This window comes from Pseudopontixanthobacter vadosimaris, from assembly GCF_012979275.1.
GTDB classification, from domain to species: Bacteria; Pseudomonadota; Alphaproteobacteria; order Sphingomonadales; family Sphingomonadaceae; genus Pseudopontixanthobacter; species Pseudopontixanthobacter vadosimaris.
Genome location: NZ_JABASZ010000014.1, coordinates 135594 through 158154, shown reverse-complemented (window position 1 = coordinate 158154; position 22561 = coordinate 135594). Strand labels below are relative to the sequence as shown.

Genomic DNA, 22561 nt, shown 5'->3' with positions numbered 1-22561 from the left:
ACATGGCGAAGATATGGTTAACAGGAGCGCCTTTTCACGACATTGTCCGCATATCGCAAATTGATCGGAATTTTGCCGTTTTGCTCGTTGACAGGGTGGAACACCTCGCCTAATTGCGCGGCTCCCGAACGGCAACAGCCAGTTCACGCGGGTGTAGCTCAGTTGGTTAGAGCGCCGGCCTGTCACGCCGGAGGTCGCGGGTTCAAGTCCCGTCACTCGCGCCATTTTCCCAGCGAATTGGCGATCGGTCGATCTTGCAGCCTGCCGCAGGTGAAGGTTCCTGAAATTACGTCGCTGGATGCATGGCGCAGGTCAGGCCGGGTAATCCGCTGCTCCCTGTTTCTATGCTGTCGCAGTCGCTGCAACGTATGGCCGGTTTACGGATGCCGGCGTCACACGCTGTTCCTGCACCTGTTCCTCTATTCAGGCCGGCGGCTCGCCCCAGCGACCGGTTTCCATCCAGATCAGGAAATTCCGCAGCGGCAGCAACCATAGCACACCCAGCACGAGATAGGCGATTGTCTGCAACCAGACCGGCAGCAGAGATATCCACTCACTCGCCCATGCAACGCATAAGGCATAGATCACCAGGCAGGTGAGGAGCGCCAGAATGCCTACCGGAAGACGCCAGGTCGGTTCCTCGCGCATCAGAACGGGCCGAAAATCCGGGTAGGGGTCACGATTGCGCGCATGGCGATATCATGCGCCTCCTGCGGCAGATCGTCAACGCGCTGCACGTCCCAGGCAAGGCCGATGGGAACGACATCGGGATGCGCCGCCAGATAGGCATCATAATGGCCACCGCCCCGACCGATCCGTCCCCCGTCCTCGGCAAATCCGAGGAGCGGCACGAAAAGCACCCTGGGCTGCAATATGTCTGCATCCGCCGCAGGTTGCATCAAGCCGTAGGGCCCCGTTACCAGGTCGCTGCCGCCCAGAGGGTCGCTGTGCCGGGCGAACTGCATCGGTGCACCCTCGCTTTGGAACCTTGGCAAGGCGATATCATGGCCCGCTTCCTGGAAGAACTGGGCATAACGAGCCGCAGGAGCCTCCTCGGCAGCCGCGTGATAAAGTCCGACACTCGCCCCGTCAGGCACCAGTGCGAGCGCCGCACCGGGCGGGCGCATGAACAGCAGAGCGCGGGTTCTTTCATCGAGGCTGGCGACATGTTCGCGCCGCAGCCTGCGAAGGCTCTTCCGTAATTCGACCTTGCTTTGCATCAGCCTGAGTCAGTTCCTTGGCACCGGTTCAGGCCAGCCGAACCTGTCATCGATGGGCATGTGTGGCGAGCGGTATAGGGCGGGATGACGGAACCACCATGGATCGTTTGCCTCGAGATCCTCTGACGCGAAACGTCAGGTGGGCGCCATGTGCACCGAAGCCCCGTGTAGCCACGTTACCCCGGGCAGGGACAGCTCCCTAGGATATGGTTATAGCCTCAGGGATGTTCATCGGCTCGTATCGGGCAGTCCCGCCAACACCTATCTAGTGCATGGCGGCGGCACTTCCAAGCCTGCCTTCAAGCCCGTCGGCGCATTTTTCGAGCATTTCGGCGAAATGTTCCAGCGCGGGGGCGAGTGCCGGATCGTCGGACGATGCCGAGAACGTCTTCGCAGGGCTGCCGGCCTGTTCGGCAAGCTGCCGGTGCAGCCTGTCGATCTCGGCCGCCATGCCTCCCCGTTCTTCAGAAAATCTTTCCGCATCGGCCCGCAACTGACTGATTTTGCTCAGCAGGGAACTCTTCTCCTCTTCCGCTCTATCGCGGTGATCGTCGGAGGCGCCCCGATCTCGCCGGACATGCGCCAGCGAAGCGGAGACTTCTGCCAGCTCCGCAGTGCGTTCGTGCAGATCGTCAGCCAGCAGAAGCGCACAGAACAACAGGTTCTGCGATGCCTGCGGAGCCCTGGCGGAACCAAGCTGCGCCATCTTTTCATCGACGAGAGCCGCCAGCCTCTTGATGTGATCTTCCTCGCCCGCCGCACAGGCAACCGTATATGGCCGTCCGCCGATGGAGAGCGTCACCTGGCCACCGTGCGTGCTCATCTTTCCAGCTTCCCGATCAGAAGGTCCAGATCGCGCACGCCCGCCTCGACAGTTTCGCGCAGTCTTTCATGACGGGCAATGAGATCAGCGGTCGACGAATCGCTTGCCGCGCCTGCAACCTGACCTTTTTCGTCAAGGGTCGGCTGCAGGGTCTCCGATGCGGCGGCGATGCGCGCAAGTGCCGCCTCTATCCGTCGTGCCGCCGATTCGATACGCGAGTCGTCCATGGTTTCATGATAGAACGAAAAGCAGCCTCGCGGCAAAGGTTTGTCGCAGGTACCTGAGGGGTGGACGTAGATAGACACCGGCACTGATGCTGGGCATCTGTCCCGCCGCGAGGGCGCGCTGCGCTTGACCTATACCGGTCGCTCCGCAAAGGCTTCGCGCGCATCGAATCAGTGCGCCAATTACGCTACAGTTCAGGAGCCTACACGGCATGAGTCTCGATCCCGCCCGCCTGCAGCCCATGGCGAACGCCATACGCGCCCTGTCGATGGACGCGGTGCAGGCCGCCAATAGCGGGCACCCCGGCATGCCGATGGGCATGGCCGATGTGGCCGCGGTATTGTGGTCAGAATATCTGAAATTCGATCCCACCACTCCGGACTGGCCAGACCGTGACCGTTTCATTCTGTCGGCAGGTCATGGATCGATGCTGATTTATGCCCTGCTGCATCTGTCGGGTTACGCAAGGCCGACGATGGATGACATCCGCAATTTCCGCAAGCTTGGCAGTCCCTGCGCCGGACACCCCGAAAATTTCCTGCTCGACGGCGTGGAATGCACGACAGGGCCGCTGGGGCAGGGGCTTGCCATGGGTGTCGGCATGGCGATGGCCGAACGGCATCTGAATGCAAGCTTCGGTGACGATCTCGTCGATCACAGAACGTGGATGATCGCGGGTGACGGTTGCCTGATGGAAGGTATCAACCACGAAGCCATCGGGCTTGCCGGACATCTGAAGTTGGGCAAGATGATCGTGCTGTGGGACGATAACAAGATCACCATCGACGGAAGCACGGCGCTTTCGACCAGCGAGAACATCCTCGCCCGCTACAAAGCCACGGGCTGGCACACCGTTTCATGCGACGGCCATAATTTCGCCGATATCGAGCGCGCGATCGAAGAAGCGATCGCCGATGAGCGGCCGTCGCTGGTGGCATGCTCGACCATCATCGGGAAGGGTTCGCCCAACAAGCAGGGCACTTCCGCGACACATGGGGCGGCGCTCGGCCACGACGAGGTCGCTGCGGTGCGCGAAACCCTGGGCTGGAATTCCGAGCCCTTTGACATTCCTGCGGAAATCCTGTCCGACTGGTCCGCTACGGGGGAGCACGGCAAGAAGGCGCGTGCGGCCTGGCATGGCCGGTTCGACACTTCGGAACTCAGGGACGAATTCTCGCGCCGGATGCGGGGCGATCTGCCGGAAAATTTTTCGCTCGATCATCACATCGCCTCGCTATTGGACGCGCCGCAGAAAACCGCGACACGCAAGGCCAGCGAGAATGCTTTGGCCCGCATCAACGATATGCTGCCCGAAACCATCGGGGGTTCTGCCGATCTGACCGGGTCGAACAACACCAAGGCTGGCGGAATCGAGCCTTTCACGGCGGATGATTACAGCGGACGTTATGTCTATTACGGCATTCGTGAATTTGGCATGGCCGCTGCCATGAACGGGATGGCGCTGCACGGCGGCGTCATTCCCTATGGCGGCACCTTCCTGGTATTTACCGATTACTGCCGCGGGGCGATCCGCCTTTCTGCATTGCAGGAAGCGCGGGTGATCTACGTCATGACGCATGATTCCATCGGTCTTGGCGAAGACGGGCCGACCCATCAGCCTGTCGAGCATCTGCAGAGCCTGCGCGCCATGCCGAACCTTCTGGTAATGCGGCCGGCTGACGCGGTGGAAACGGCGGAATGCTGGGAGATCGCCCTGCGGCAGAAGGATCGCCCGACCGTTCTCGCGCTCAGCCGACAGGATCTTTCGCAATTGCGCACCGAACCGAGCAAGCACAATCGTTGCGAACGGGGTGCCTATCGTCTGAAAGCTGCGGAGGGAGATCGCAAGATCATCCTGATCGCCACCGGTTCGGAGGTGCAGCTGGCGATGGAAGTTGCCGCGAAGCTTGAAGAGCAGGATATTGGCGCCGATGTCGTTTCGATGGTCTGTACGGAACTGTTCGATGCCCAAACGGCGGAATACAGGGAAAGCATTCTGCCCAATGAAGATCCGGCCAGCATCCTGCGCGTGACGATCGAAGCAGGAACGACCTTCGGATGGGAGCGCTACACCATGCCGAACGGGCTGAACATCGGCCTCGATCGCTTTGGTGCTTCCGCCCCGATCGGCGACCTGATGGAAAAGTTCGGCTTCACCGCCGATGCCATCATTCCCAGAATTCTCGAGAAAATCTGACAACTTACCAGGAGTATTTCACATGGCGACGAAAGTTGCGATCAACGGTTTCGGACGTATTGGCAGGTTGGTGGCACGCGCCATATTGGAGCGGAGCGATCACGATCTGGAACTCGTCGTTATCAACGATCTGGCCGATGCCGAGGCGAATGCGTTGCTGTTCCAGTATGATTCCACTCATGGCCGCTTTCCGGGCGAGGTAAGCACCGACGGCAAGAGCATCACGGTTGACGGGCGCGAGATCGCCGTGACTTCGGAGCGCGAACCGGGCAAGCTGCCGCATGGGGACATGGGCATCGACCTGGTGCTGGAATGCACCGGTTTTTTCCAGAGTCACGAAGCGGCACAGCCGCATCTGGACGCGGGCGCCAAACGGGTGTTGATCTCCGCACCCGCGAAGAACGTAACGAAAACCATCGTTTACGGCGTGAACCATGAAACACTCACAGCTGAAGATGTGATTGTCTCGAATGCAAGCTGCACGACCAACTGCCTCGCACCTGTTGCCAAGGTGATGCAGGACACCGTCGGGATCGAGCGCGGCTTCATGACCACGATCCACAGCTATACCAATGACCAGCGCATGCTCGACCAGATGCATTCCGACATGCGCCGCGCGCGCGGCGGTGCGCAGAACATGATTCCGACCACCACCGGTGCGGCGCGTGCCGTCGGCCTGGTCCTGCCCGAACTGAACGGCAAGCTGGACGGGTCCAGCGTCCGCGTACCGACGCCGAATGTCAGCCTGATCGACCTGGTGTTCACGCCGTCGCGCGACACGACACGCGAAGAACTGAACGATGCGCTGAAGGCCGCGTCACAAGGTGCGATGAAGGGCGTGCTGGACTTCACCGATCAGCCGCTGGTGAGCAGCGACTTCAATCATTATCCGGCAAGCTCCACCGTCGATAGTCTTGAAACTGCGGTGCTCGAAGGCAAGCTGGCGCGCATCGTGTCCTGGTATGACAATGAATGGGGCTTCTCCAACCGCATGGTCGATACCGCAGGCGTCATGGCGAAGCTGATCTGATCGCGATGAGCAACTTCAGGACTCTCGACGATCTGGAAACCGACCTGGGGAGCGTGGCCGGCAAGGTCGCGCTCGTCAGGGTCGATCTCAATCTGCCGATGCGTGAGGGGTCGGTTACCGACACCACGCGCATTCGCGCCAGTGCGCCGACCATTCTCGAACTGGCCGATGCAGGTGCGAAGGTCCTGCTGCTTGCTCATTTCGGCAGGCCCGGGGGGCAGCGATCGTCGACCCTGTCGGTCAGCATGACTCTCGACGCCGTGGAGGATGTGCTGGGGCGCGAGGTCATGTTCGTGCCCGAGGTGGGCGGCCCGGTCGTGGCACAATCCGTCGGCATCCTTGGGCATGGCGATATTGCGATGCTGGAGAACACCCGCTTCTGGCCTGGCGAGGAAGCCAACGATCCGGAATTTGCCGCGCTTATCGCGGAAAACGGGGACTTCTACGTCAACGACGCCTTCTCCGCCGCGCATCGCGCCCATGCAAGCACGGAAGGTCTGGCGCATCTTCTGCCATCTTTCGCCGGGCGCTCCATGGAAAGCGAGTTGAAGGCACTGGAGGCTGCACTGGACAGGCCGGAGAAGCCGGTCGCCGCGGTCGTGGGCGGAGCGAAAGTTTCATCGAAGCTCGCCGTGCTTGAACATCTGGTCGGCAAGGTCGATCATCTGATTATCGGCGGCGGCATGGCCAACACCTTTCTGGCCGCGCGCGGCGTGGACGTGGGCGCGTCGCTCTGCGAACATGATCTGCGCGATACGGCCAACCGTATCATGGACGTCGCCGATCATGCGGGCTGCACGGTCCACCTGCCCTATGACGTCGTGGTGGCGACCGAATTCGCCGCCAATCCGCCCGGCGTGCGCACCTGCAATGTGCACGAAGTCGCCAGTGACGAGATGATCCTCGACATCGGTGCGGCAGCTGCCGAGACGCTGGGTGACGTGCTGAAGACCTGCCGGACGCTCGTCTGGAACGGCCCGTTGGGCGCGTTCGAAACGGAACCGTTCGATGCCGCCACTGTGGCGCTGGCCCGCACGGCCGCTGCGCTGACGGCGGAGGGATCGCTGGTGTCCGTCGCGGGCGGCGGCGATACTGTTGCCGCGCTGAACCACGCGGGTGTTTCTGAGGATTTCACCTATATTTCAACTGCAGGCGGCGCTTTCCTCGAATGGATGGAAGGTAAGAGGCTTCCCGGTGTGGCTGCCTTGCGCGCCTGACCGAACCAATCGCAAGAACCAGGGTGATGAAATGACTTACGACGAAATGAAGCAGAAGATGGCCGAGGGAAACGGCTTCATCGCGGCGCTCGACCAGAGTGGCGGTTCGACTCCGAAGGCGCTGCGGTCCTATGGCGTCAAGGACGATGAATGGTCCGGCGACGAGGAGATGTTCGGTCAGATCCACAAGATGCGGTGCCGTATCATTAACGCTCCCAGCTTTTCCGATGGACGTGTGATCGGTGCGATCCTGTTCGAAAAGACGATGGAGGGCTGTAGCGAAGATGGCTCGCCCATTCCCGAACTGCTGTCGCGCCGCGGTGTGGTCCCGTTCCTGAAAGTCGACAAGGGCATGCACGACGCCGAAAATGGCGTGCAGTTGATGAAGCCGATCCCCGATCTGAACGCGCAATGCGCCCGCGCGAAGGAACTCGGCGTTTTCGGAACGAAGATGCGCAGTGTCATTCATGAGGCGGACCAGGCCGGCATCGAAGCGGTGGTCGCCCAGCAGTTCGATTTCGGCAAGCAGATCCTTGACGCCGGTCTGATGCCGATCCTCGAACCTGAGGTATCGCTCGAGAGCGACAGCAGGCCGCAGGCGGAAAACCTGCTCGTCGCCGCCATTCTCGACGAGTTGGACCGGCTTCAGGATGGCCGTCAGATCATGTTGAAGCTGACGATCCCGAGTGAACCGAACCTCTACAAACCGCTGGTCGATCACCCGAAAGTCCTGCGCGTCGTCGCTCTTTCGGGCGGCTATTCGCGTGAGGATGCCTGCCGGGAACTGGCGAAGAACGATGGCATGATCGCCAGCTTCAGCCGCGCGCTTCTCGAAGTCCTGCAGGCCGATATGGACGAGGGTGAATTCGATAGCGCACTCGGCCGTGCCATCGAAGAGATCAGCTGCGCCAGCACGGGCCGCGAGATTAAGGCGGCCTGACAGGGCAGGAAGGGCGGATCAGGTCCGTTCTTCAACTTCGAAGGCGAAACGATAGTCATTCGGCCTCGTTTCGCCTTCGACCTTTGTAACCGGCATGACTGCCGCCAGGGCAACAATGTAGCCGCGGACAAATTGCGGCTCATCCAGCACGAGATCGACTGTCTGCTGCCAGCCTGGTCCTGTAATCAGCGCCGTAAGGACGAAACGGCCCGCCCAGACGCATGTGGTCCGCACCGGGCAACGGCTGTCCTCCACCACTTCGATCGGCAAGATGGTGAGTGACCGAATTGCTGCGCTCTGCTGCAGGGTGACAAACCGCATCTCTGTTTCCGCCGTCTCCAGCCGCGCATCAGGCGCAGCCGAACAGGCCATGAGTGTACCGGCGAGCAGGGTGGTTGAAGCGGCGCGGTACGAAAATTTCGGCATGGCTTCCCTGTCCTGGTAAATGAGCCGGCAAGACGACCGCCTTGCTGGCGATCCCACCTTGGCGTTTGCCTGCTGGCGGAGTAGAGCGCGGGCATGGCCGATACACAAGAATTTCCGCGCACCCCCTGCCAGCTTTACCTCATCAGCCCGCTTGAAACAGGGGGCGGATTCCCTGCCCGGCTGGAAAAAGCTCTTGAAGCAGACAGGACTTTCGGCCTGGTCACTGCGTTTCAGTTCCGCGTAAAAGGGCTGGATCAGCACGAGGCGGCGCGGCTTGCCTTGCCGCTGCAGGAGATTTGCGCGGCGCATGAGGTAGGCTTCGTCGTCAATGACGATGTCGCTCTTGCCAGGCGCCTGCACGCCGACGGTATCCATCTGGGGCAGCAGGATGCGTCTCCGCGCGATGCACGCGAGGAGCTTGGGCCGGACGTGCAGATCGGCGTCACCTGCCATGCCAGCCGTCACTTGGCGATGGAGGCGGGTGAGCAGGGTGCCGATTATGTCGCATTCGGCGCATTCTACCCCAGTTCAACCAAGCCTTCGGATCATCGTCCCGAACCGGAAATTCTGGACTGGTGGCAGGGCATGTTCGAACTTCCCTGCGTGGCAATCGGGGGCATCACCCCCGCCAATTGTGCGCCGCTCGTGAAGGCCGGTGCCGACTTCCTGGCGGTATGCGGTGCGATCTGGAACGGCGATGAGGCGGCGGCGATCAGGGAATTCGCGCGTGCAATGCGCCCGGCATGATAATTCGATAGCGCCTGCGCCTGTCCGCTCTATAGTCCATGGTGACATAGCAAAAGCGGGGGTATGTCCCTCCTGCCTCGCGAACCGCTGAAGGCCAAGGTGAATGACAAGAAAATGGCGCTGAATACGACCGATCGGATATTGACCGTCGTTGTCACTGCGACATTGACGTCCGCCGCATGGATCATCGCGGGCGGCAGCCTGATGGAAAACGCGGGGAGCGAAGGCCAGATCGCGAGCACCCGCCCCGCGCATTCCGCCCCCAGTCCCGTACCGCCTGCCGACGGTCCGTCCGATCCTGCATTAGCCAACACTGCTGCAGGCGATGCGGCGAAAGCGCTGGACACAGTGGCGGCAAGCCAGCCGCTGGGCGCGGAAGGGCGCAATCTGATAATCCCTGTTCTCAATGTACGAAGCACCGACCTGACCGATACTTTCACCGATGATCGTAGGGGAGGGCGCCGCCTGCATGAAGCGATCGACATCATGGCACCGGAAGGCACTTCGGTCGTCGCGGCAGCGCCTGGTACCGTCGAGCGACTATTCGTGTCGCAGCAGGGCGGCAACACCATTTATGTCCGGTCCGCCGACCGGTTGACGATCCATTATTATGCTCATCTGGCGGAATATGCGCCGGGGTTGAAGGAAGGACAGCGGGTGCGCCGCGGACAACGGTTGGGCTCGGTGGGCAGCACCGGAAATGCGTCGATTGATGCGCCGCACCTGCATTATTCCATCCTCCGCACGACTGCGGATGCGGAGTGGTGGGAACCGTCCAATGCCATCAACCCCTATCCCCTGCTGACGGGCGACGCGGCTGCAAGCTCGGCCGCTTGACGTCCTGGCGGCGCGTGCAGCCGCACTCCTGCGAGCCTTGCCGCCGCGTCCATCCTCGGCTAAGGCCCGCGCCAACGAAGCGGCTCCCTGCCCATGCGGCGGGCCTCGTGGTCGCCTCATTCTCCAGCGAACAGGCAGTTTCATGAAAATCAGCGGCGTCGATATCCGTCCGGGCAATATTCTCGAATATGAGAAAGGTATCTGGAAGGTCGCCAAGATCCAGCATACGCAGCCGGGGAAGGGCGGGGCCTACATGCAGGTAGAGATGAAGAACCTGATCGACGGGCGCAAGACCAATGTCCGCTTTCGCAGCGCCGATACGGTAGAAAAAGTCCGCCTCGATACAAAGGATTTTCAGTATCTTTATGCCGGGGATGAAGCGCTCGTCTTTATGGATAAGGATACTTTCGAACAGATTACCCTCCCCACCGATCTGCTGGGCGATGCTGCGGCATTTCTGGAGGATGGGATGGATGTCACCCTCGAACTTTATGACGAAAGGCCGATCAGCGTCGCTTTACCCGAACAGGTCGAAGCCACGATTGTCGAAGCCGATGCCGTGGTGAAGGGCCAGACAGCTTCCTCCAGTTTCAAGCCTGCCGTGCTTGAGAACGGTGTGCGCGTCATGGTGCCGCCGCATATCGAAAGCGGCACGCGTATCGTGGTCGATGTCTACGAACGCACCTATGTCGGCAAGGTGAGCTGAGGCCGATGGTTGCGATTTCAGGCCTCATTCGCGTCATGGAACGTGCCGCGCGCAAGGCGGGCAATCGTCTGCGCCGTGATTTCGGCGAGGTTGCGCATCTGCAGGTGAGCCGCAAGGGTCCTGCGGATTTCGTTTCCAAGGCCGATCAGAATTCCGAACGCACCCTCTATGACGAATTGCTCAACGCACGGCCCGACTGGGGGTTCGAGCTTGAGGAAGGGGGCCGGATCGAAGGCGCGCCGGGTATGCCGCGCTGGGTCGTGGACCCGCTAGACGGGACGAGCAATTTCCTGCACGGCATCCCGCATTTCGCGATCTCCATCGCCGCGCAGGAACCGAAGCCGGATGGCAGCGGATGGGGCGATGTCTTCGCGGCCTGCGTCTATCAGCCGGTGACCGACGAGACCTTCTGGGCAGAAAAGTCGCGCGGGGCGTGGTTGCAGGATGCGCGGCTTCGCGTGTCATCACGAGGGCGGCTGGCCGATGCACTGATCGCTACGGGCACACCGTTCCACGGGCATGGCGATTTCGATGAATGGTCACGCATCTCCGGTGCCATCGCTCCGCAGGTGGCGGGTATCCGGCGTTTCGGTGCGGCATCGCTCGATCTTGCCTGGCTCGCCGCAGGCCGTTTCGACGGTTACTGGGAAAGCGATCTGAGCGTCTGGGATACGGCGGCTGGCTGCCTGCTGGTGCGGGAGGCCGGTGGCTTCGTCACCGATTATCGTGGCCGTTCGCTGCCGATCTGCGACCGGCAGGTGCTGGCGGCGAACGATACGCTGCATTCCAGGCTGCACAAATCGCTCGCCGGGGCGCTGAAGGGCACTTCGGAGAGGGTGGCAACGAAAAAGCCTGCTTGAAGCCTTTGCGGCAGGGCGCTATCGCCCATGTCGCAGTGAGATGCCCCTGTGGTGGAACTGGTAGACGCGCTCGACTCAAAATCGAGTTTCTTCGGAAGTGCCGGTTCGAGTCCGGCCAGGGGCACCACTTCTGGTTAAAGATGGGAACACTCCCCTCCAGTGGGGGAGACCCTTGGCCAACTCGCGCTCTCCAGCACTGATTTTGAACCGGAAATCTGGATGCCCTTTTTGCTTACAGACACCTCGGAGGCAGCTGCGAAAAGCTGTTCGGTGATAGCGATTTGAGTCAAACCTGTGACTCGATGGGCGTTTCGATCGACGGCGGCTGATTGAATTTTGGTGCGCATCGCCGTTCCGACCGCGTTGTCGCACATATCTCGAACCGCTTGCTCTTCGGTTCCAGTGTAGACGATGCACCTTACCTGCGTATCTATCTTGTTGTGATGGACGGTTCGAAGCGCTTGCACGCGGCGATAGCCGTCTTCGACCCGCATAGTTTCCATCGTCGCTTTTGATGACCTCGATGGGAGGCAGGAATTCAGGGTCGAAGGCCGATTCGAGCAATCCCGCGTCAGCTGCTTCCGACTGCTGCGACATTGCCGCACAGTGGTAAATGCAATCGACCAGATCGAAGATAGGAAGGGTAGTTTCGCCAGCCACTCTCGGCGGGGCATCGAAATGTGTCTTGCCGGGTTCGGCGAATGATCGCTGATGGTGTCGATTTCATCGAACTCGACGGAATTCGCTCTGCCATTCTGGCCGCTTTGCGCCCCAATCTCTGTCATAGCGACTTCATCTCGCGGTGCCCGAACAGACAGACATTCGCGCGATCTCGTCGGTTACAGATCGCGTCAACTGCCAACCGAGGCGGCAAAAAAGAGTGCCGAATTTCTGTGATCAATTGCGCGACTTGGGCCGAGACGACTGGCAAAATCGCAAAGCACCATCGTTGTCGTTCAAAAGCCGGAAAACAAAAAGGGCCGCCCCGCAGGACGACCCTGATTTGGTGCAGTTCTGACTACTTGCTAGCGATCAGACCGCGATTTCATGAATGCTCTTGCTTTGCGTCCGCAGCTGACAGAAGTCAAGCCGAGGAGGAACTGCATGACATATCGGCTTGGCATCGATCTCGGCACGAACTCGCTGGGATGGTGCGCATTGAAACTGGACGACGATCACAACCCGGTCGGCGTGCTCGACGGTGGCGTGCGAATTTACGCGAACGGACGCGAAGCGAAGACTGGCACTTCGCTGGCCGTCGATCGTCGGAATGCGCGAGCCATGCGCCGCCGCCGCGACCGCTATCTGCGCCGACGCGAAGTTCTCCTGCAGGAGCTTGTCCGTTTCGGTCTGATGCCGGAGGACGAGAAGAATCGCAAAGCACTCGTTTCACTCGACCCCTATCACATTCGCGCGACAGCTCTCGACGAAGCTGTTCCGCCGCACTTTCTCGGCCGTGCCTTGTTTCACCTGAACCAGCGGCGCGGGTTCAAGTCGAATCGGAAGGCAAACCGCAGCGCGGGCGACGCCGCCGAGCTTGGCGTCGTGGCAAGCGGACACGACAATCTCGACTCGGCAATGGCAGCCGCCGGAGCGCGAACTTATGGCGAGTTTCTGTGGCAGCGGCACCGGCTCGATCCGCAATCGCGTACGCCTGACCAGCGCCGGACGCGCATCAGGCGGAACGATGGTCAGGATGGCTACGATTCTATCCCGCGCGCAGGCATCTAGAGGCGGAATTCGATGCGCTGTGGGATGCGCAAACGCGTCATCACCCCGGCCTGCTGACGGACGAAGCCAGAGGGCGCCTGCACCACGTCATTTTCGGTCAGCGTCCCCTGAAGCCCCCGCGTGTCGGTCGTTGCAGCTATGTGGACGAGGAAAGGATCGCGAAAGCGCATCCGCTATTTCAGCGCTTCCGGCTCGTGAAGGCGGTCAACGAACTGACCGTCGAAAGGCTCGGTGACGAGACGCGTGCGCTGACCCGCGAGGAGCGCAATCAGATCCTCGCCGCATTCAGAACGCCCGCCAGCACCAAGCGCAGCATGACCTGGGGTCAGTTGCGCAAGGCTGCGCGGTTGCCGCGCGACAGCGGTTCCGGGGCGAAGAGCAGCGCGGCACAGGCCTGGTTGGGGATGAAGTCGAGGCTGAGATGGTCAGGGTGTACGGACCTGCGTGGCGCGACCTTTCATGCGATAACCAATGGGCTCTGGTTCGCCGGCTCAAGGACGAGGAAGACGAGAGCGCCTTGCGCGAGTTCCTCGTCAAGGAGAAAGGCTTTGAACCCGATGTGGCGGATGCGCTCGTGAACGCGCGTCTTCCCGAAGGTCACGGGCGCATCGGACCGACCGCCACGGCCGCTATCCTCGAGCGACTGTCAAACGAGGTCGACGCGGATGGCGCCGTCATCGCCGAATCGCAGGCCGTGTCCTTGTGCGGATGGCATCACAGCGACCGGCGAACCGGCGAGGTGCTGGGCGAACTACCCTACTATGGCGAGATCCTCGCGCACAACATCCCGCCCGGCTCGCAAGATCCCGACGACGACGATGCCGAACGGTATGGCCGCATCACCAACCCCACGGTGCATATCGGCCTTGGCCAGCTGAGGCGCGTGCTCAATGCCCTGATCAAGCGTTATGGCAGACCGCACGATATCGTTGTGGAACTGGCGCGCGACCTCAAACTGTCCGAGGATCAGAAGCGCCAAGTCAACGCAGCCAACCGCAGAAACCGCGATGAAGCCGAGCGCCGCGGGACGAGGCTGGACGAGATCGGTGTTCGCAATTCCGGCGCCAACCGCGCCTTGCTCAAGACATGGGAGGAACTTCACCCCGATCCGAAGGCGAGGGTGTGCATCTATACCGGCGCGCCCATCGGTGTCCGCATGCTCTTCGATGCCAGCACCGATATCGATCATATTTTGCCGGTGCGCGAGACGCTGGACGACAGCCAGGCAAACCGGCTCGTTTGCATGGCTGCTGCCAATCGCCGCAAGGGCAATAGGTCGCCCTTCGATGCGTTCGGCAGCACGCCGGAATGGGAAGCGATACTGGATCGCGCGCAAAGCCTGCCGCCGAACAAACGCTGGCGCTTCGCCCCCGATGCCATGACCCGGTTCGGCAGCGAGCAGGGTTTTCTTGCACGGCAGCTGACCGATACCCAGTATTTGTCCCGCCTCGCGCGCAGCTACTTGGAAGCGCTCTATCCGGAAAAAGGTGCGGGCAGCCAGCGCGTGCGTGTGATCCCGGGGCGATTGACCGAGATGATGCGCCGCAATTGGGGGCTCAACCAGTTGCTTTCCGATCACAATTACGCCGATGTCACCAAGCAGAAGAACCGCCTCGACCATCGGCACCACATGATCGATGCCTTTGTCATCGCACTGACCGACCAGTCGCTCCTGCAGCGCGTGGCGATCGCCGCGGCACAGGCCGACGAGGAGGGCCGTGACAATATCTTCCGCGATCTGCCCGAACCGTGGCCGGGTTTTCGAGGGGATTTGGAAACCGTCCTGAACCGCGTGACGATCAGTCACAAACCAGACCACGGGAGCCGAGCCTCGGAGGGGCAGCGAGCGCGCGGTGACGACACCACATCTGGCCAGCTGCACAACGATACCGCCTATGGCCTGACGGGTGAGACGGATAGCAAAGGCAACGCGATCGTCGTCCGCCGTGTCCCGCTACTCTCGCTCACCAGCGACGCCAAGATCGCCGCCGTGCGCGACGACCATTTACGCAACGAACTGGAGAAGGCAGTGGACGATACCAGCGGAAAGGCTCGAGAAGAGGCACTGCGCAGGTTCGCCAAGGAGCATCCGATCTATCGCGGGATCCGTCATGTTCGCGTGCTCGAAGGTCTGAAAACCGTGAAGATCACCGACAAAGACGGGCGCGCCTACAAGGGCTATAAGGGCGACGCCAACTATCGCTATGATGTGTGGCGGCTACCCGATGGCAAGTGGCAACACGATGTTCTGACCATGTTCGAAGCCCATCAGCCCGACTTTGACCCTGAAGCGCGCCGCCCGCACCCGGCAGCGAAACGCATTCTGAAACTTCATCAAAACGACCTCGTCGCTCTTGATCATCCGCAACTTGGCGAATGTATCTGTCGGGTGGTGAAGTTTACTCGAAACGGTCAGCTGACCTTGGCTCGCCATACCGAGGCCGGCAATCTGAAGAAGCGAGATGCCGATCCCGACGATCCGTTCAAGTATTACGCACCCTCGGCGGGGGGATTGAAGAAAGCGAATGCCCGACAGGTCCGGATCGACGAGTTGGGCAAAGTCTGGGATCCGGGTCCGCTCGAGCGAGGCTGAGAAATTCTTCATAAACTTGTGACAGATAGCGTCCCTGCCATGCGGAGAACGCTCAATGGGGATCGAACGGGTCGTCGATATTGCCGGGGACCGGCAGCATATCTCGCTGAAACGTGGCTTCCTGCTCGTCAGCCGCGATGGCGAAGAGCGCGGTCGGGTGCCGCTCGACGATGTCGCAGCGCTGATAGTCCACGGGCACGGATCGACCTTTAGCGCGAACCTGGTGTCGGCGCTCGCCGAGCGCAGCGTTTTCGCCGTCTTCTGCAACGCCAAACATGCGCCGACCGCATGCCTTTGGCCACTGAGCGGCCATCACGCGCAAGGCGGCAGGATGCGGGCGCAGGTCGCAGCGAAACTGCCTCTACAGAAGCGCCTGTGGCAGCAAATCGTCATCGCCAAGATCGAAACGCAGGCTGCGGTCCTGAGTGCTACCGGCGGCGAGGGCGAGCGGCTGCGCCGCCTTGTGAGCCAGGTTCGCTCGGGCGATCCTGATAATCGAGAAGCGCAGGCCGCCCGGCACTATTGGCCGCGCCTGATGGGGAACAGCTTCCGCCGCGACCGCGACGCGGACGGAGCGAACGCTTTGCTCAACTACGGCTACACCGTGCTGCGCGCCTGCGTCGCCCGCGCGATCGTTGCGAGCGGGCTGCATCCAACGATTGCCCTGCATCACCGCGCGGCGCATAATGACATGGCTCTGGCAGATGATCTGATGGAGCCGTTCCGTCCATACATTGATGTCGTTGTTCGCGGCCTAGTGATCGCTGAACATGACTCCGTCTGCCCCGAAGCGAAAGAGAAGCTCACCAGCTTGCTTGCGATGGATCTGGATGGACCTCAGGGCATCACGACTCTGGCCGTCAGCATTCAGCGAGCAGCGCACTCTCTGGCCGACAGCTTCGCGAATGCTCGACCCCAACTGGTTCTTCCCGCCCCACCTTCACCGAGCCAGTTGGCGAGTTTTGGACGGGCATGATGGCGAGACACGAAACATATTTTCTATCAGGATATCGTCTGATGTGGATAATGTGCATGTTCGACTTGCCGGTGGACACCAAGCCCAATCGCAAGGCCGCCACGGATTTCCGGCACTTCCTGGTCGACGAGGGCTTCGAAATGAGCCAGCTCTCAATTTATGCACGATTTTGTTCAGGCAAAGAACATTACGACACGCTTGCGGGTCGGATCGGTCGGCATTTGCCGCCGCAGGGCGATGTTCACTTGGTTGGCTTCACCGACAAACAATACGAGAATATCGTCCGATTCTCATCGCAAAGACGTTTGCGAGCGCGAAAAAGTCCCGGACAGCTCGCGCTGTTCGATTGATTCGCGCCGCTTTTTAAGCGGGGGAGCTATAGAAAAACTATGCCGATCAATCAGTTACCGATCCACAGGCATAGCATTCATGAAATCGCGGTCCAACCGCAGCTTCTCCCGCAGCTTCGCCTTGTCTGCTTCAGGCATAGCATTCATGAAATCGCGGTCCAACCGCAGCCGAGTATCTGACGCACCGTTTCGAGATGCTGGCATAGCATTCATGAAATCGCGGTCCAACCGCAGCGGCGCGCTGACCAACCGCCTGATCGGCATCGGCATAGCATTCATGAAATCGCGGTCCAACCGCAGCCAGCTGGCCCGCGACGTCATCGAGACGATCGGCATAGCATTCATGAAATCGCGGTCCAACCGCAGCTTTATGAAGAACCCGTCGAAGAGTTCGATGGCATAGCATTCATGAAATCGCGGTCCAACCGCAGCACTGGTGCCGGGAAGACCATGACGGCATCCGGCATAGCATTCATGAAATCGCGGTCCAACCGCAGCGAAATCGGTCCCATCGAATTGCCGCGCAGGGCATAGCATTCATGAAATCGCGGTCCAACCGCAGCGAAATCGGTCCCATCGAATTGCCGCGCAGGGCATAGCATTCATGAAATCGCGGTCCAACCTATCCCAGGTGATTGACCGCTGGGTAGGATTGCGTCCAAACTTGCACCCGTGCAGCAATTCGCGTTTCGTGTAACAAGTCGATTCCAGTGCTAGGGAGCCCCCGAATGAAGAACCCGATCTGCGACTTGTTGGGCATCGAATTTCCGCTGCTTGCGTTTAGCCATTGCCGCGATGTCGTGGCTGCGGTCAGCAAGGCCGGAGGGTTCGGCGTGTTCGGCGCAGTCGCCCATACGCCGGAAACCATACATGAGGAACTCGACTGGATCGACCGGCACGTCGGTGGCAAGCCGTACGGCGTCGATGTTCTGGTGCCAGAAAACCTCGCGACGAAGGGTGAAGCGGATACATCATCGCAGAGCTTGAAACAAAAGATCCCCGCGCAACATCAGGCATTCAGCGACGGTTTGCTGGAGGCTGCGGGGATCCTTGCCGAAAATACCGCGCCAGGATCAGAGCATCACATGCGTGATCATCAGCCCTTCGATCCTGACAACGCGCTCAAGACATTGGAGGCGGCTTTCGACCATCCGATCAAGCTGATCGCGAACGCGTTGGGTGTCCCGCCAAAATCAATGATCGATATGGGCAAACGGCATGGTGTCCCGGTCGCCGCGTTGGTCGGTGCCAAGGAACACGCCCTGCGCCAGGTCGAGGCTGGCGTCGACATCATCGTGGCACAGGGCACGGAAGGGGGCGGCCATTGCGGTCAGGTCAGTACATTGGTGCTGATTTCTGAAGTTCTGCAGGCGATCCGGCCTCACAGTGATATTCCCGTGCTTGCCGCCGGCGGGATTATGACCGGCCAGCAGATGGCCGCCTGCATGGCGCTGGGCGCTGCGGGCGCTTGGACCGGTTCGGTATGGCTGGCGACCAATGAATCGGAAGCGAGCGACATCTTTCGCGAAAAGATGATCGCGGCGACCAGCAGGGATGCCGTACGGGTGGCGAGCCGGACGGGCAAACCTGCGCGCCAATTACGTTCCGGCTGGACGGAAGCCTGGGAAAACAGCCCTGACAGTCCTGGCGCTCTGCCGATGCCTTACATGAGTCTCATCAGCGAACCCGCGCTGCAAGCGGTCGACAAGGCAGCGCAGGGTGGAAACGAGCAGGCGCGCGATCTGGTTACCTACTTCGTCGGGCAGGGCGTGGGCCTGGTAGATTCGGTGCGCGGCGCCAGTCAAGTGGTGCAGGATTTCAAGATGGAATATCTGGAAGCAATCGAAACCCTGAACGCTTCGATCGAGGATTGAACGTCAATTCTCCGGGGTCGGTTGTCAGTCGGGCAAGGCGTCCTCGCCGCGAACTTCTTGACGAGCGAGGCCGCCATTTACATCGACGATAATGAAGCGAAGCAGGTTCAGCGAAGAGCACAACATCGCGGTTTCGAAGGAACAGGAGACTGGGATGCCGACGGCGGAAGTGTGCCGCCGCCACGGGATCAGTTCCGCCACGTCGTGCAAGTGGAAGTCGAAGTTCGGTGGGCTGGAGGTGTCTGACGCCCGTCGGCTGCGGACGGTCGAGCAGGAGAACGGCCGGTATTCCGTTGAAAAACTCCGCTTGGAGAAGGGCTGACCTGCTGATTCAGTGATTGTCACGGGCAGGAGATATGCTGATGATAGGCGAGCGGACGGTGAACGTTGCACGCCGAAGCTGCCGGCAAGCAAGATCATGCGGTCTGTCCACGAACGCGCTCGCGGCCTGGCCCGCGATATCGCCACCAGTCACGCCTGTCTCGACTCGCGCCGCCAGCGCCAACAACAACTTCTTCAACAGAATAGAGCCGGGTGCAGTCGCTCAGTTTGATTATTGCCGCCAATGCTTTCGTGCAACTGGGAACTCTCAAGGGTTCCGGAAATGCTTCGAGATATCGAAAGACGCCTCTTGAGATCCTTATTCAACCCACCGAGAGCGCTGCACCATTGCAAATTATATCACCTGATATATATTTGCGGGTGAAAGGACCTCTCACCATGAACGATATGGCATTCCCCACCAGGACGCAAAAGGCGCATTTGCGCCCGAAGCAGCGGATCAGGCCACGCTCATTCCCGAAATCTACGCCAGCATTGATTTTGCGGCACAGCCCGAACGATTCACGACCGATCCGAACGCCAAGACCGAAATGCCTGAGCGGTTTCTCGACATGCGCGAGGCGCTCTTGCAGAATGAAGAGCTGGTTTCGCTCATTCGGCGCTATACTATGACGGGGGATCGCACGGCGGACGCCTACGCCGCATTGATGCCGAAACTTGGGTTCCGGCCGCTTGTCGATATGCTCGATCTGGCGTGCGACAAAGGTATCGAGGCGGTTGAGAATGCACCCGACGAGCTCAAGGCCTTCATAGCGGAAATGGAAGTTCTGCCGGAATGGCTTGATCGCGAATTGGTAGAGCAGGGCGCGCGGCAAGAATTGCTACATTATGTCCATCTCGCGCCGCTTGCGCTGCGGGGAGGATTGCTGGCGACCTTTATCAATAAATACTCTGCCCTGCCCATGGCGCTAACCGGTACGCTCGGCGGCAAGCAGAGCGCAAGGCGATCATTTGAAACCGCGAGTTTCTTTGGCTCCACGATCATGCCCGGCGCGCTTGAACGCTACGGCGCAGGGTTCAAAGCCTCAGCCAAGGTTCGCCTGATGCACTCGATGGTGCGGCTCAACCTGATGCGCGGCAACCGTTGGGACGCCAAAGTTTACGGCATCCCTATCCCGCAGGTCGACCAGATGCCTGCGGGAATGTTCGGCATGTATCTGATGTCGTTGGCAGTCCTTGATGAAGGGCGCGAAGAGTTTACGCCGCAAGAACGCGCGCGTGTCGAACTCTCCCGTTATCGTTGCTATCTGCTCGGATTGCCCGAGACATTGCTGGCCGAAACGCCGCGTTCCATTCGTGATATCTGGCTGACCCGCCAGGCGACTTTGCGATCGGAATGGGACGATGCCACCTGCGGCGAACTGCTGCGCGCCACCATGAATGCAGAATTGTTCGATCAAACGGAGATCGGGACGAGAATACATCGCTGGTATGAAGCCGGTTTTTCGCGCCTGTTCCTGATCAAGAATTTCTTGAATGGCAGCTTCAGGCGCGCGCAGTCCCTGGGTGTTGATGTTACCCGCACGCATAGGATTGCCGCCCTGATCGGTTTTGCCTTTGCCAATGGGCGCACAAGGCTGTTTCAGGCCATTGATGGCGTACCGGTGATAGGCAACATCGCCTATCGAAGCCGGGTGCGCAAATTGGCGAGGCAACTGGAATCCTATGGTCATGCCGACTTCGTCACGGATGCCTCGAAATACACACCAAGCGCGTGAGATCGGTGACAGGATTATCAGCACAAGCCGAGGGACGGGGCGAATACGCCAAGTCGTCTCTGACCCGCGAGAATATTGTCGCTGCAGCAATTCCGATCTTTGGCGCTCGCGGACTTGATAGCGCGGGGACGCGTGAGATCGCTGAAGCAGCCGGCGTCAATCAGCCAGCGATCAATTACCATTTCGGCTCCAAGGAGAACCTGTATCGGGCATGTGCAGAGGCGATTGTCGACAGATACAGGCAACAGATGGGCTCGCTCAGCCTCAATGCAGCAAAAGCTCTGTCAGATGGATGCTCGGCTGATGAGGCACGCGAGCAGCTCACCACACTGATCGAAAGTCTTACCGAGTTCCTGGTAGCCGATGAACACTCGCAAAACTGGGTGGGGTTCATTGTGCGCGAAATGAGCGAGCAGGGTGACGCTGCGCGCATTCTCCACGAGAATATCTGGCAACCAGGCACAGAATTGGTTGCTCAGCTGATCCAGGCAGCGTGGGACAATTCAGGTGAGATGCTATTTGAAGAGGCCTGCTTGGAAGCTCTGCTGCTCGTCTCCAATCTGGTCGCCTTTACCAACGGTCGAACTGTTTCTATGCAGATACTGGACTGGGATGCGATGGGTCCGGTTGAGCTCAGTAAAATCAAGCAGGCGATGGATTTTCGTGTGAAAGACATTGTTGGCCGGTCAAGCAGATAACGTAAAAATACCCAAACTTTTTAGAGGTCCGCTTCCCAACTCCAGTTTCAAACGCTGCATATTTCGCCGAATTTCAGCCCACTTCCGTGAGGTTCGCCAGCCGCCCTCTTTCTTGCAAAGGCCACCAGCATGCAGGTGAAGCGAAAACGCAAAGCTGGATGCAGTTACTTTCCCTTATAGTATCATACAAGATACGCACGCTAGTTCTGCAAATCTGAAATCCAACTCTCGATAAGGCATGCTGCAAAAGAGACAAGAATGGCCCAAGTGACACTCATCGAGCACCCACTTTCACCGTATGCACAGAAGGTGAAAATCGCGCTGTTGGAAAAGAACATTCCATTCCGGATTTTGGCGCCAATGGGTGCATCTGAAGACGAGCAGAAGATCCTCCATTCTGCCAATCCTCGTGGCGAAGTCCCGGTGTTATTGGACGGTGAGCTTTCCATCTACGACTCAACGATCATCTTGGAATATCTTGAAGACCGCTGGCCAGAAACACCTCTGCTGCCAGCCGGTGCCGCTGAGCGAGCCCATGTCAGAACCCTTGAGGAGGTGGTAGATACGCACCTTGAGGCCAATAGCTGGGGACTTGCCGAGGTAACAATTTATCGAAGAGCTACTGGTGAGCGAGCTAATGCGCTCATTCAATACGGCAAGAAGCAGATCATGGGATGGTTTTCCTGGCTTAACCGAGAGCTTCGTGACCGCCAATATTTTAATGGTGAGACATTCGGTTGGGGCGACATCGTAGTTGCGCCCTATGTAAACGATGCAGCCCGGTTCGGCATCGCTCCCGATCCGCAATCCAATTTGGCCGCTTGGCTGGCACGTATCAAGGAGCGCCCATCGGTTACGCAGACCTTTGCTGAGGCCAAGGCAGGCGAGCTCAACCCCGCTTTTATGACCGCTGCATTGGCGGCTGGCTTCAAGCGTGAATATCGTGATCATCGTCTCGAATGGATGATCCGCGCGGGCGCAGTAGATATCGTGCAAGCAGGGTTGGCCCACGAGAATATCCGCTTCACCGAAACATTCTGGGAGGAGTAAT

At 59.9% G+C, this 22561-nt stretch carries 23 protein-coding genes, 2 tRNA genes, 1 pseudogene and 1 CRISPR repeat array; of the genes and pseudogenes, 20 read left to right on the top strand and 6 right to left on the bottom strand.

All coding sequences use genetic code 11. The features are described from left to right. Positions 1-147 precede the first annotated feature (147 nt). Positions 148-224 (top strand) — tRNA-Asp (locus tag HG250_RS03035). A 199-nt stretch (positions 225-423) separates the two neighbouring features. Here HG250_RS03035 and HG250_RS03030 read toward each other — a convergent pair. The 4 genes from HG250_RS03030 to HG250_RS03015 form a co-directional block, all read right to left on the bottom strand. Further along, positions 424-648, bottom strand: a complete 225-nt coding sequence (locus tag HG250_RS03030) for a DUF2842 domain-containing protein (RefSeq protein ID WP_170002680.1) — start codon at positions 646-648, stop codon at positions 424-426. Further along, positions 648-1220 carry a 5-formyltetrahydrofolate cyclo-ligase gene (locus HG250_RS03025; RefSeq protein WP_170002679.1) on the bottom strand — a complete coding sequence of 191 codons (573 nt, stop codon included), beginning with the start codon at positions 1218-1220 and terminating at the stop codon, positions 648-650. Before HG250_RS03025 ends, HG250_RS03030 begins: the two co-directional genes overlap by 1 nt. 265 nt (positions 1221-1485) lie before the next feature. Next, entirely contained in the window at positions 1486-2043 is a 558-nt protein-coding gene (locus tag HG250_RS03020; protein ID WP_170002677.1) for a cell division protein ZapA, read from the bottom strand. Continuing rightward, the gene (locus tag HG250_RS03015; RefSeq protein WP_170002675.1) at positions 2040-2348 is read right to left on the bottom strand and encodes a hypothetical protein; all 309 of its coding nucleotides are present in this window, start codon (positions 2346-2348) and stop codon (positions 2040-2042) included. Before HG250_RS03015 ends, HG250_RS03020 begins: the two co-directional genes overlap by 4 nt. A gap of 131 nt (positions 2349-2479) precedes the next feature. Between HG250_RS03015 and tkt the strand changes: the two genes are divergently transcribed. The 4 genes from tkt to HG250_RS02995 are packed head-to-tail and all read left to right on the top strand — an operon-like array spanning position 2480 to position 7652. Continuing rightward, a complete protein-coding gene (gene tkt, locus HG250_RS03010; RefSeq protein ID WP_170002673.1) occupies positions 2480-4465 on the top strand; it encodes a transketolase in 1986 nt (661 codons plus the stop codon). Positions 4466-4487: 22 nt separating this feature from the next. Further along, positions 4488-5495 (top strand): type I glyceraldehyde-3-phosphate dehydrogenase, encoded by a 1008-nt coding sequence (gene gap, locus HG250_RS03005; protein WP_170002671.1) that lies wholly within the window; start codon positions 4488-4490, stop codon positions 5493-5495. Positions 5496-5500: 5 nt separating this feature from the next. Then, positions 5501-6712: a phosphoglycerate kinase gene (locus HG250_RS03000; RefSeq protein WP_170002669.1), complete on the top strand. Its 1212-nt coding sequence runs from the start codon at positions 5501-5503 to the stop codon at positions 6710-6712. 31 nt (positions 6713-6743) lie between these two features. Then, a complete protein-coding gene (locus HG250_RS02995) occupies positions 6744-7652 on the top strand; it encodes a fructose bisphosphate aldolase (protein ID WP_170002667.1) in 909 nt (302 codons plus the stop codon). Positions 7653-7670: 18 nt separating this feature from the next. Here the strand turns inward: HG250_RS02995 and HG250_RS02990 are convergent, their stop codons facing one another. Continuing rightward, on the bottom strand, positions 7671-8078 hold the full coding sequence (locus HG250_RS02990) for a hypothetical protein (protein ID WP_170002665.1): 408 nt from the start codon (positions 8076-8078) through the stop codon (positions 7671-7673). A 93-nt stretch (positions 8079-8171) separates the two neighbouring features. Here HG250_RS02990 and thiE point away from each other — a divergent pair, with 93 nt between their 5' ends. The 5 genes from thiE to HG250_RS02965 all read left to right on the top strand — a co-directional run bounded on the left by thiE (position 8172) and on the right by HG250_RS02965 (position 11355). Then, positions 8172-8825 carry a thiamine phosphate synthase gene (gene thiE, locus HG250_RS02985; protein WP_170002663.1) on the top strand — a complete coding sequence of 218 codons (654 nt, stop codon included), beginning with the start codon at positions 8172-8174 and terminating at the stop codon, positions 8823-8825. A 63-nt stretch (positions 8826-8888) separates the two neighbouring features. After that, positions 8889-9662, top strand: coding sequence for a M23 family metallopeptidase (locus tag HG250_RS02980; protein ID WP_240956876.1), 774 nt, complete (start codon positions 8889-8891; stop codon positions 9660-9662). Between the two features lie 142 nt (positions 9663-9804). Continuing rightward, on the top strand, positions 9805-10368 hold the full coding sequence (gene efp, locus HG250_RS02975; protein WP_170002661.1) for an elongation factor P: 564 nt from the start codon (positions 9805-9807) through the stop codon (positions 10366-10368). Between the two features lie 5 nt (positions 10369-10373). Beyond that, positions 10374-11228, top strand: coding sequence for an inositol monophosphatase family protein (locus HG250_RS02970; RefSeq protein ID WP_170002659.1), 855 nt, complete (start codon positions 10374-10376; stop codon positions 11226-11228). A gap of 42 nt (positions 11229-11270) precedes the next feature. Beyond that, positions 11271-11355: transfer RNA gene (locus HG250_RS02965), tRNA-Leu, on the top strand. Between the two features lie 7 nt (positions 11356-11362). Here the strand turns inward: HG250_RS02965 and HG250_RS02960 are convergent. Beyond that, the gene (locus HG250_RS02960; protein ID WP_170002657.1) at positions 11363-12013 is read right to left on the bottom strand and encodes a hypothetical protein; all 651 of its coding nucleotides are present in this window, start codon (positions 12011-12013) and stop codon (positions 11363-11365) included. Positions 12014-12332: 319 nt separating this feature from the next. Here HG250_RS02960 and cas9 (HG250_RS12890) point away from each other — a divergent pair, with 319 nt between their 5' ends. The 10 genes and pseudogenes from cas9 (HG250_RS12890) to HG250_RS02920 all read left to right on the top strand — a co-directional run bounded on the left by cas9 (HG250_RS12890) (position 12333) and on the right by HG250_RS02920 (position 22560). Beyond that, positions 12333-12959: a type II CRISPR RNA-guided endonuclease Cas9 gene (gene cas9 / locus HG250_RS12890; RefSeq protein WP_240956875.1), complete on the top strand. Its 627-nt coding sequence runs from the start codon at positions 12333-12335 to the stop codon at positions 12957-12959. A 140-nt stretch (positions 12960-13099) separates the two neighbouring features. Further along, on the top strand, positions 13100-13537 hold the full coding sequence (locus HG250_RS12885) for a hypothetical protein (RefSeq protein ID WP_338103847.1): 438 nt from the start codon (positions 13100-13102) through the stop codon (positions 13535-13537). After that, positions 13438-15552 (top strand): type II CRISPR RNA-guided endonuclease Cas9, encoded by a 2115-nt coding sequence (cas9, locus tag HG250_RS12880; RefSeq protein WP_338103855.1) that lies wholly within the window; start codon positions 13438-13440, stop codon positions 15550-15552. The genes HG250_RS12885 and cas9 (HG250_RS12880) overlap by 100 nt, the downstream gene beginning before the upstream one ends. A 55-nt stretch (positions 15553-15607) precedes the next feature. Then, on the top strand, positions 15608-16528 hold the full coding sequence (gene cas1 / locus HG250_RS02950; protein ID WP_205763507.1) for a type II CRISPR-associated endonuclease Cas1: 921 nt from the start codon (positions 15608-15610) through the stop codon (positions 16526-16528). Next, complete coding sequence (gene cas2 / locus HG250_RS02945) at positions 16525-16878, top strand: CRISPR-associated endonuclease Cas2 (protein WP_338103846.1); 354 nt, start codon at positions 16525-16527, stop codon at positions 16876-16878. Before cas1 ends, cas2 begins: the two co-directional genes overlap by 4 nt. Before the next feature lie 67 nt (positions 16879-16945). After that, positions 16946-17506: a CRISPR direct-repeat array (repeat unit 36 nt; unit sequence GGCATAGCATTCATGAAATCGCGGTCCAACCGCAGC). Between the two features lie 100 nt (positions 17507-17606). After that, the gene (locus HG250_RS02940) at positions 17607-18752 is read left to right on the top strand and encodes an NAD(P)H-dependent flavin oxidoreductase (RefSeq protein ID WP_170002653.1); all 1146 of its coding nucleotides are present in this window, start codon (positions 17607-17609) and stop codon (positions 18750-18752) included. Between the two features lie 91 nt (positions 18753-18843). Further along, positions 18844-19038, top strand: a pseudogene (locus tag HG250_RS02935) (transposase); the annotation flags it as partial. Between the two features lie 607 nt (positions 19039-19645). After that, a complete protein-coding gene (locus HG250_RS02930) occupies positions 19646-20812 on the top strand; it encodes an oxygenase MpaB family protein (RefSeq protein WP_205763506.1) in 1167 nt (388 codons plus the stop codon). After that, the gene (locus HG250_RS02925) at positions 20809-21510 is read left to right on the top strand and encodes a CerR family C-terminal domain-containing protein (protein ID WP_170002647.1); all 702 of its coding nucleotides are present in this window, start codon (positions 20809-20811) and stop codon (positions 21508-21510) included. Before HG250_RS02930 ends, HG250_RS02925 begins: the two co-directional genes overlap by 4 nt. 258 nt (positions 21511-21768) lie before the next feature. Then, the gene (locus HG250_RS02920) at positions 21769-22560 is read left to right on the top strand and encodes a glutathione S-transferase family protein (protein WP_170002645.1); all 792 of its coding nucleotides are present in this window, start codon (positions 21769-21771) and stop codon (positions 22558-22560) included. Position 22561: the final 1 nt, after the last annotated feature.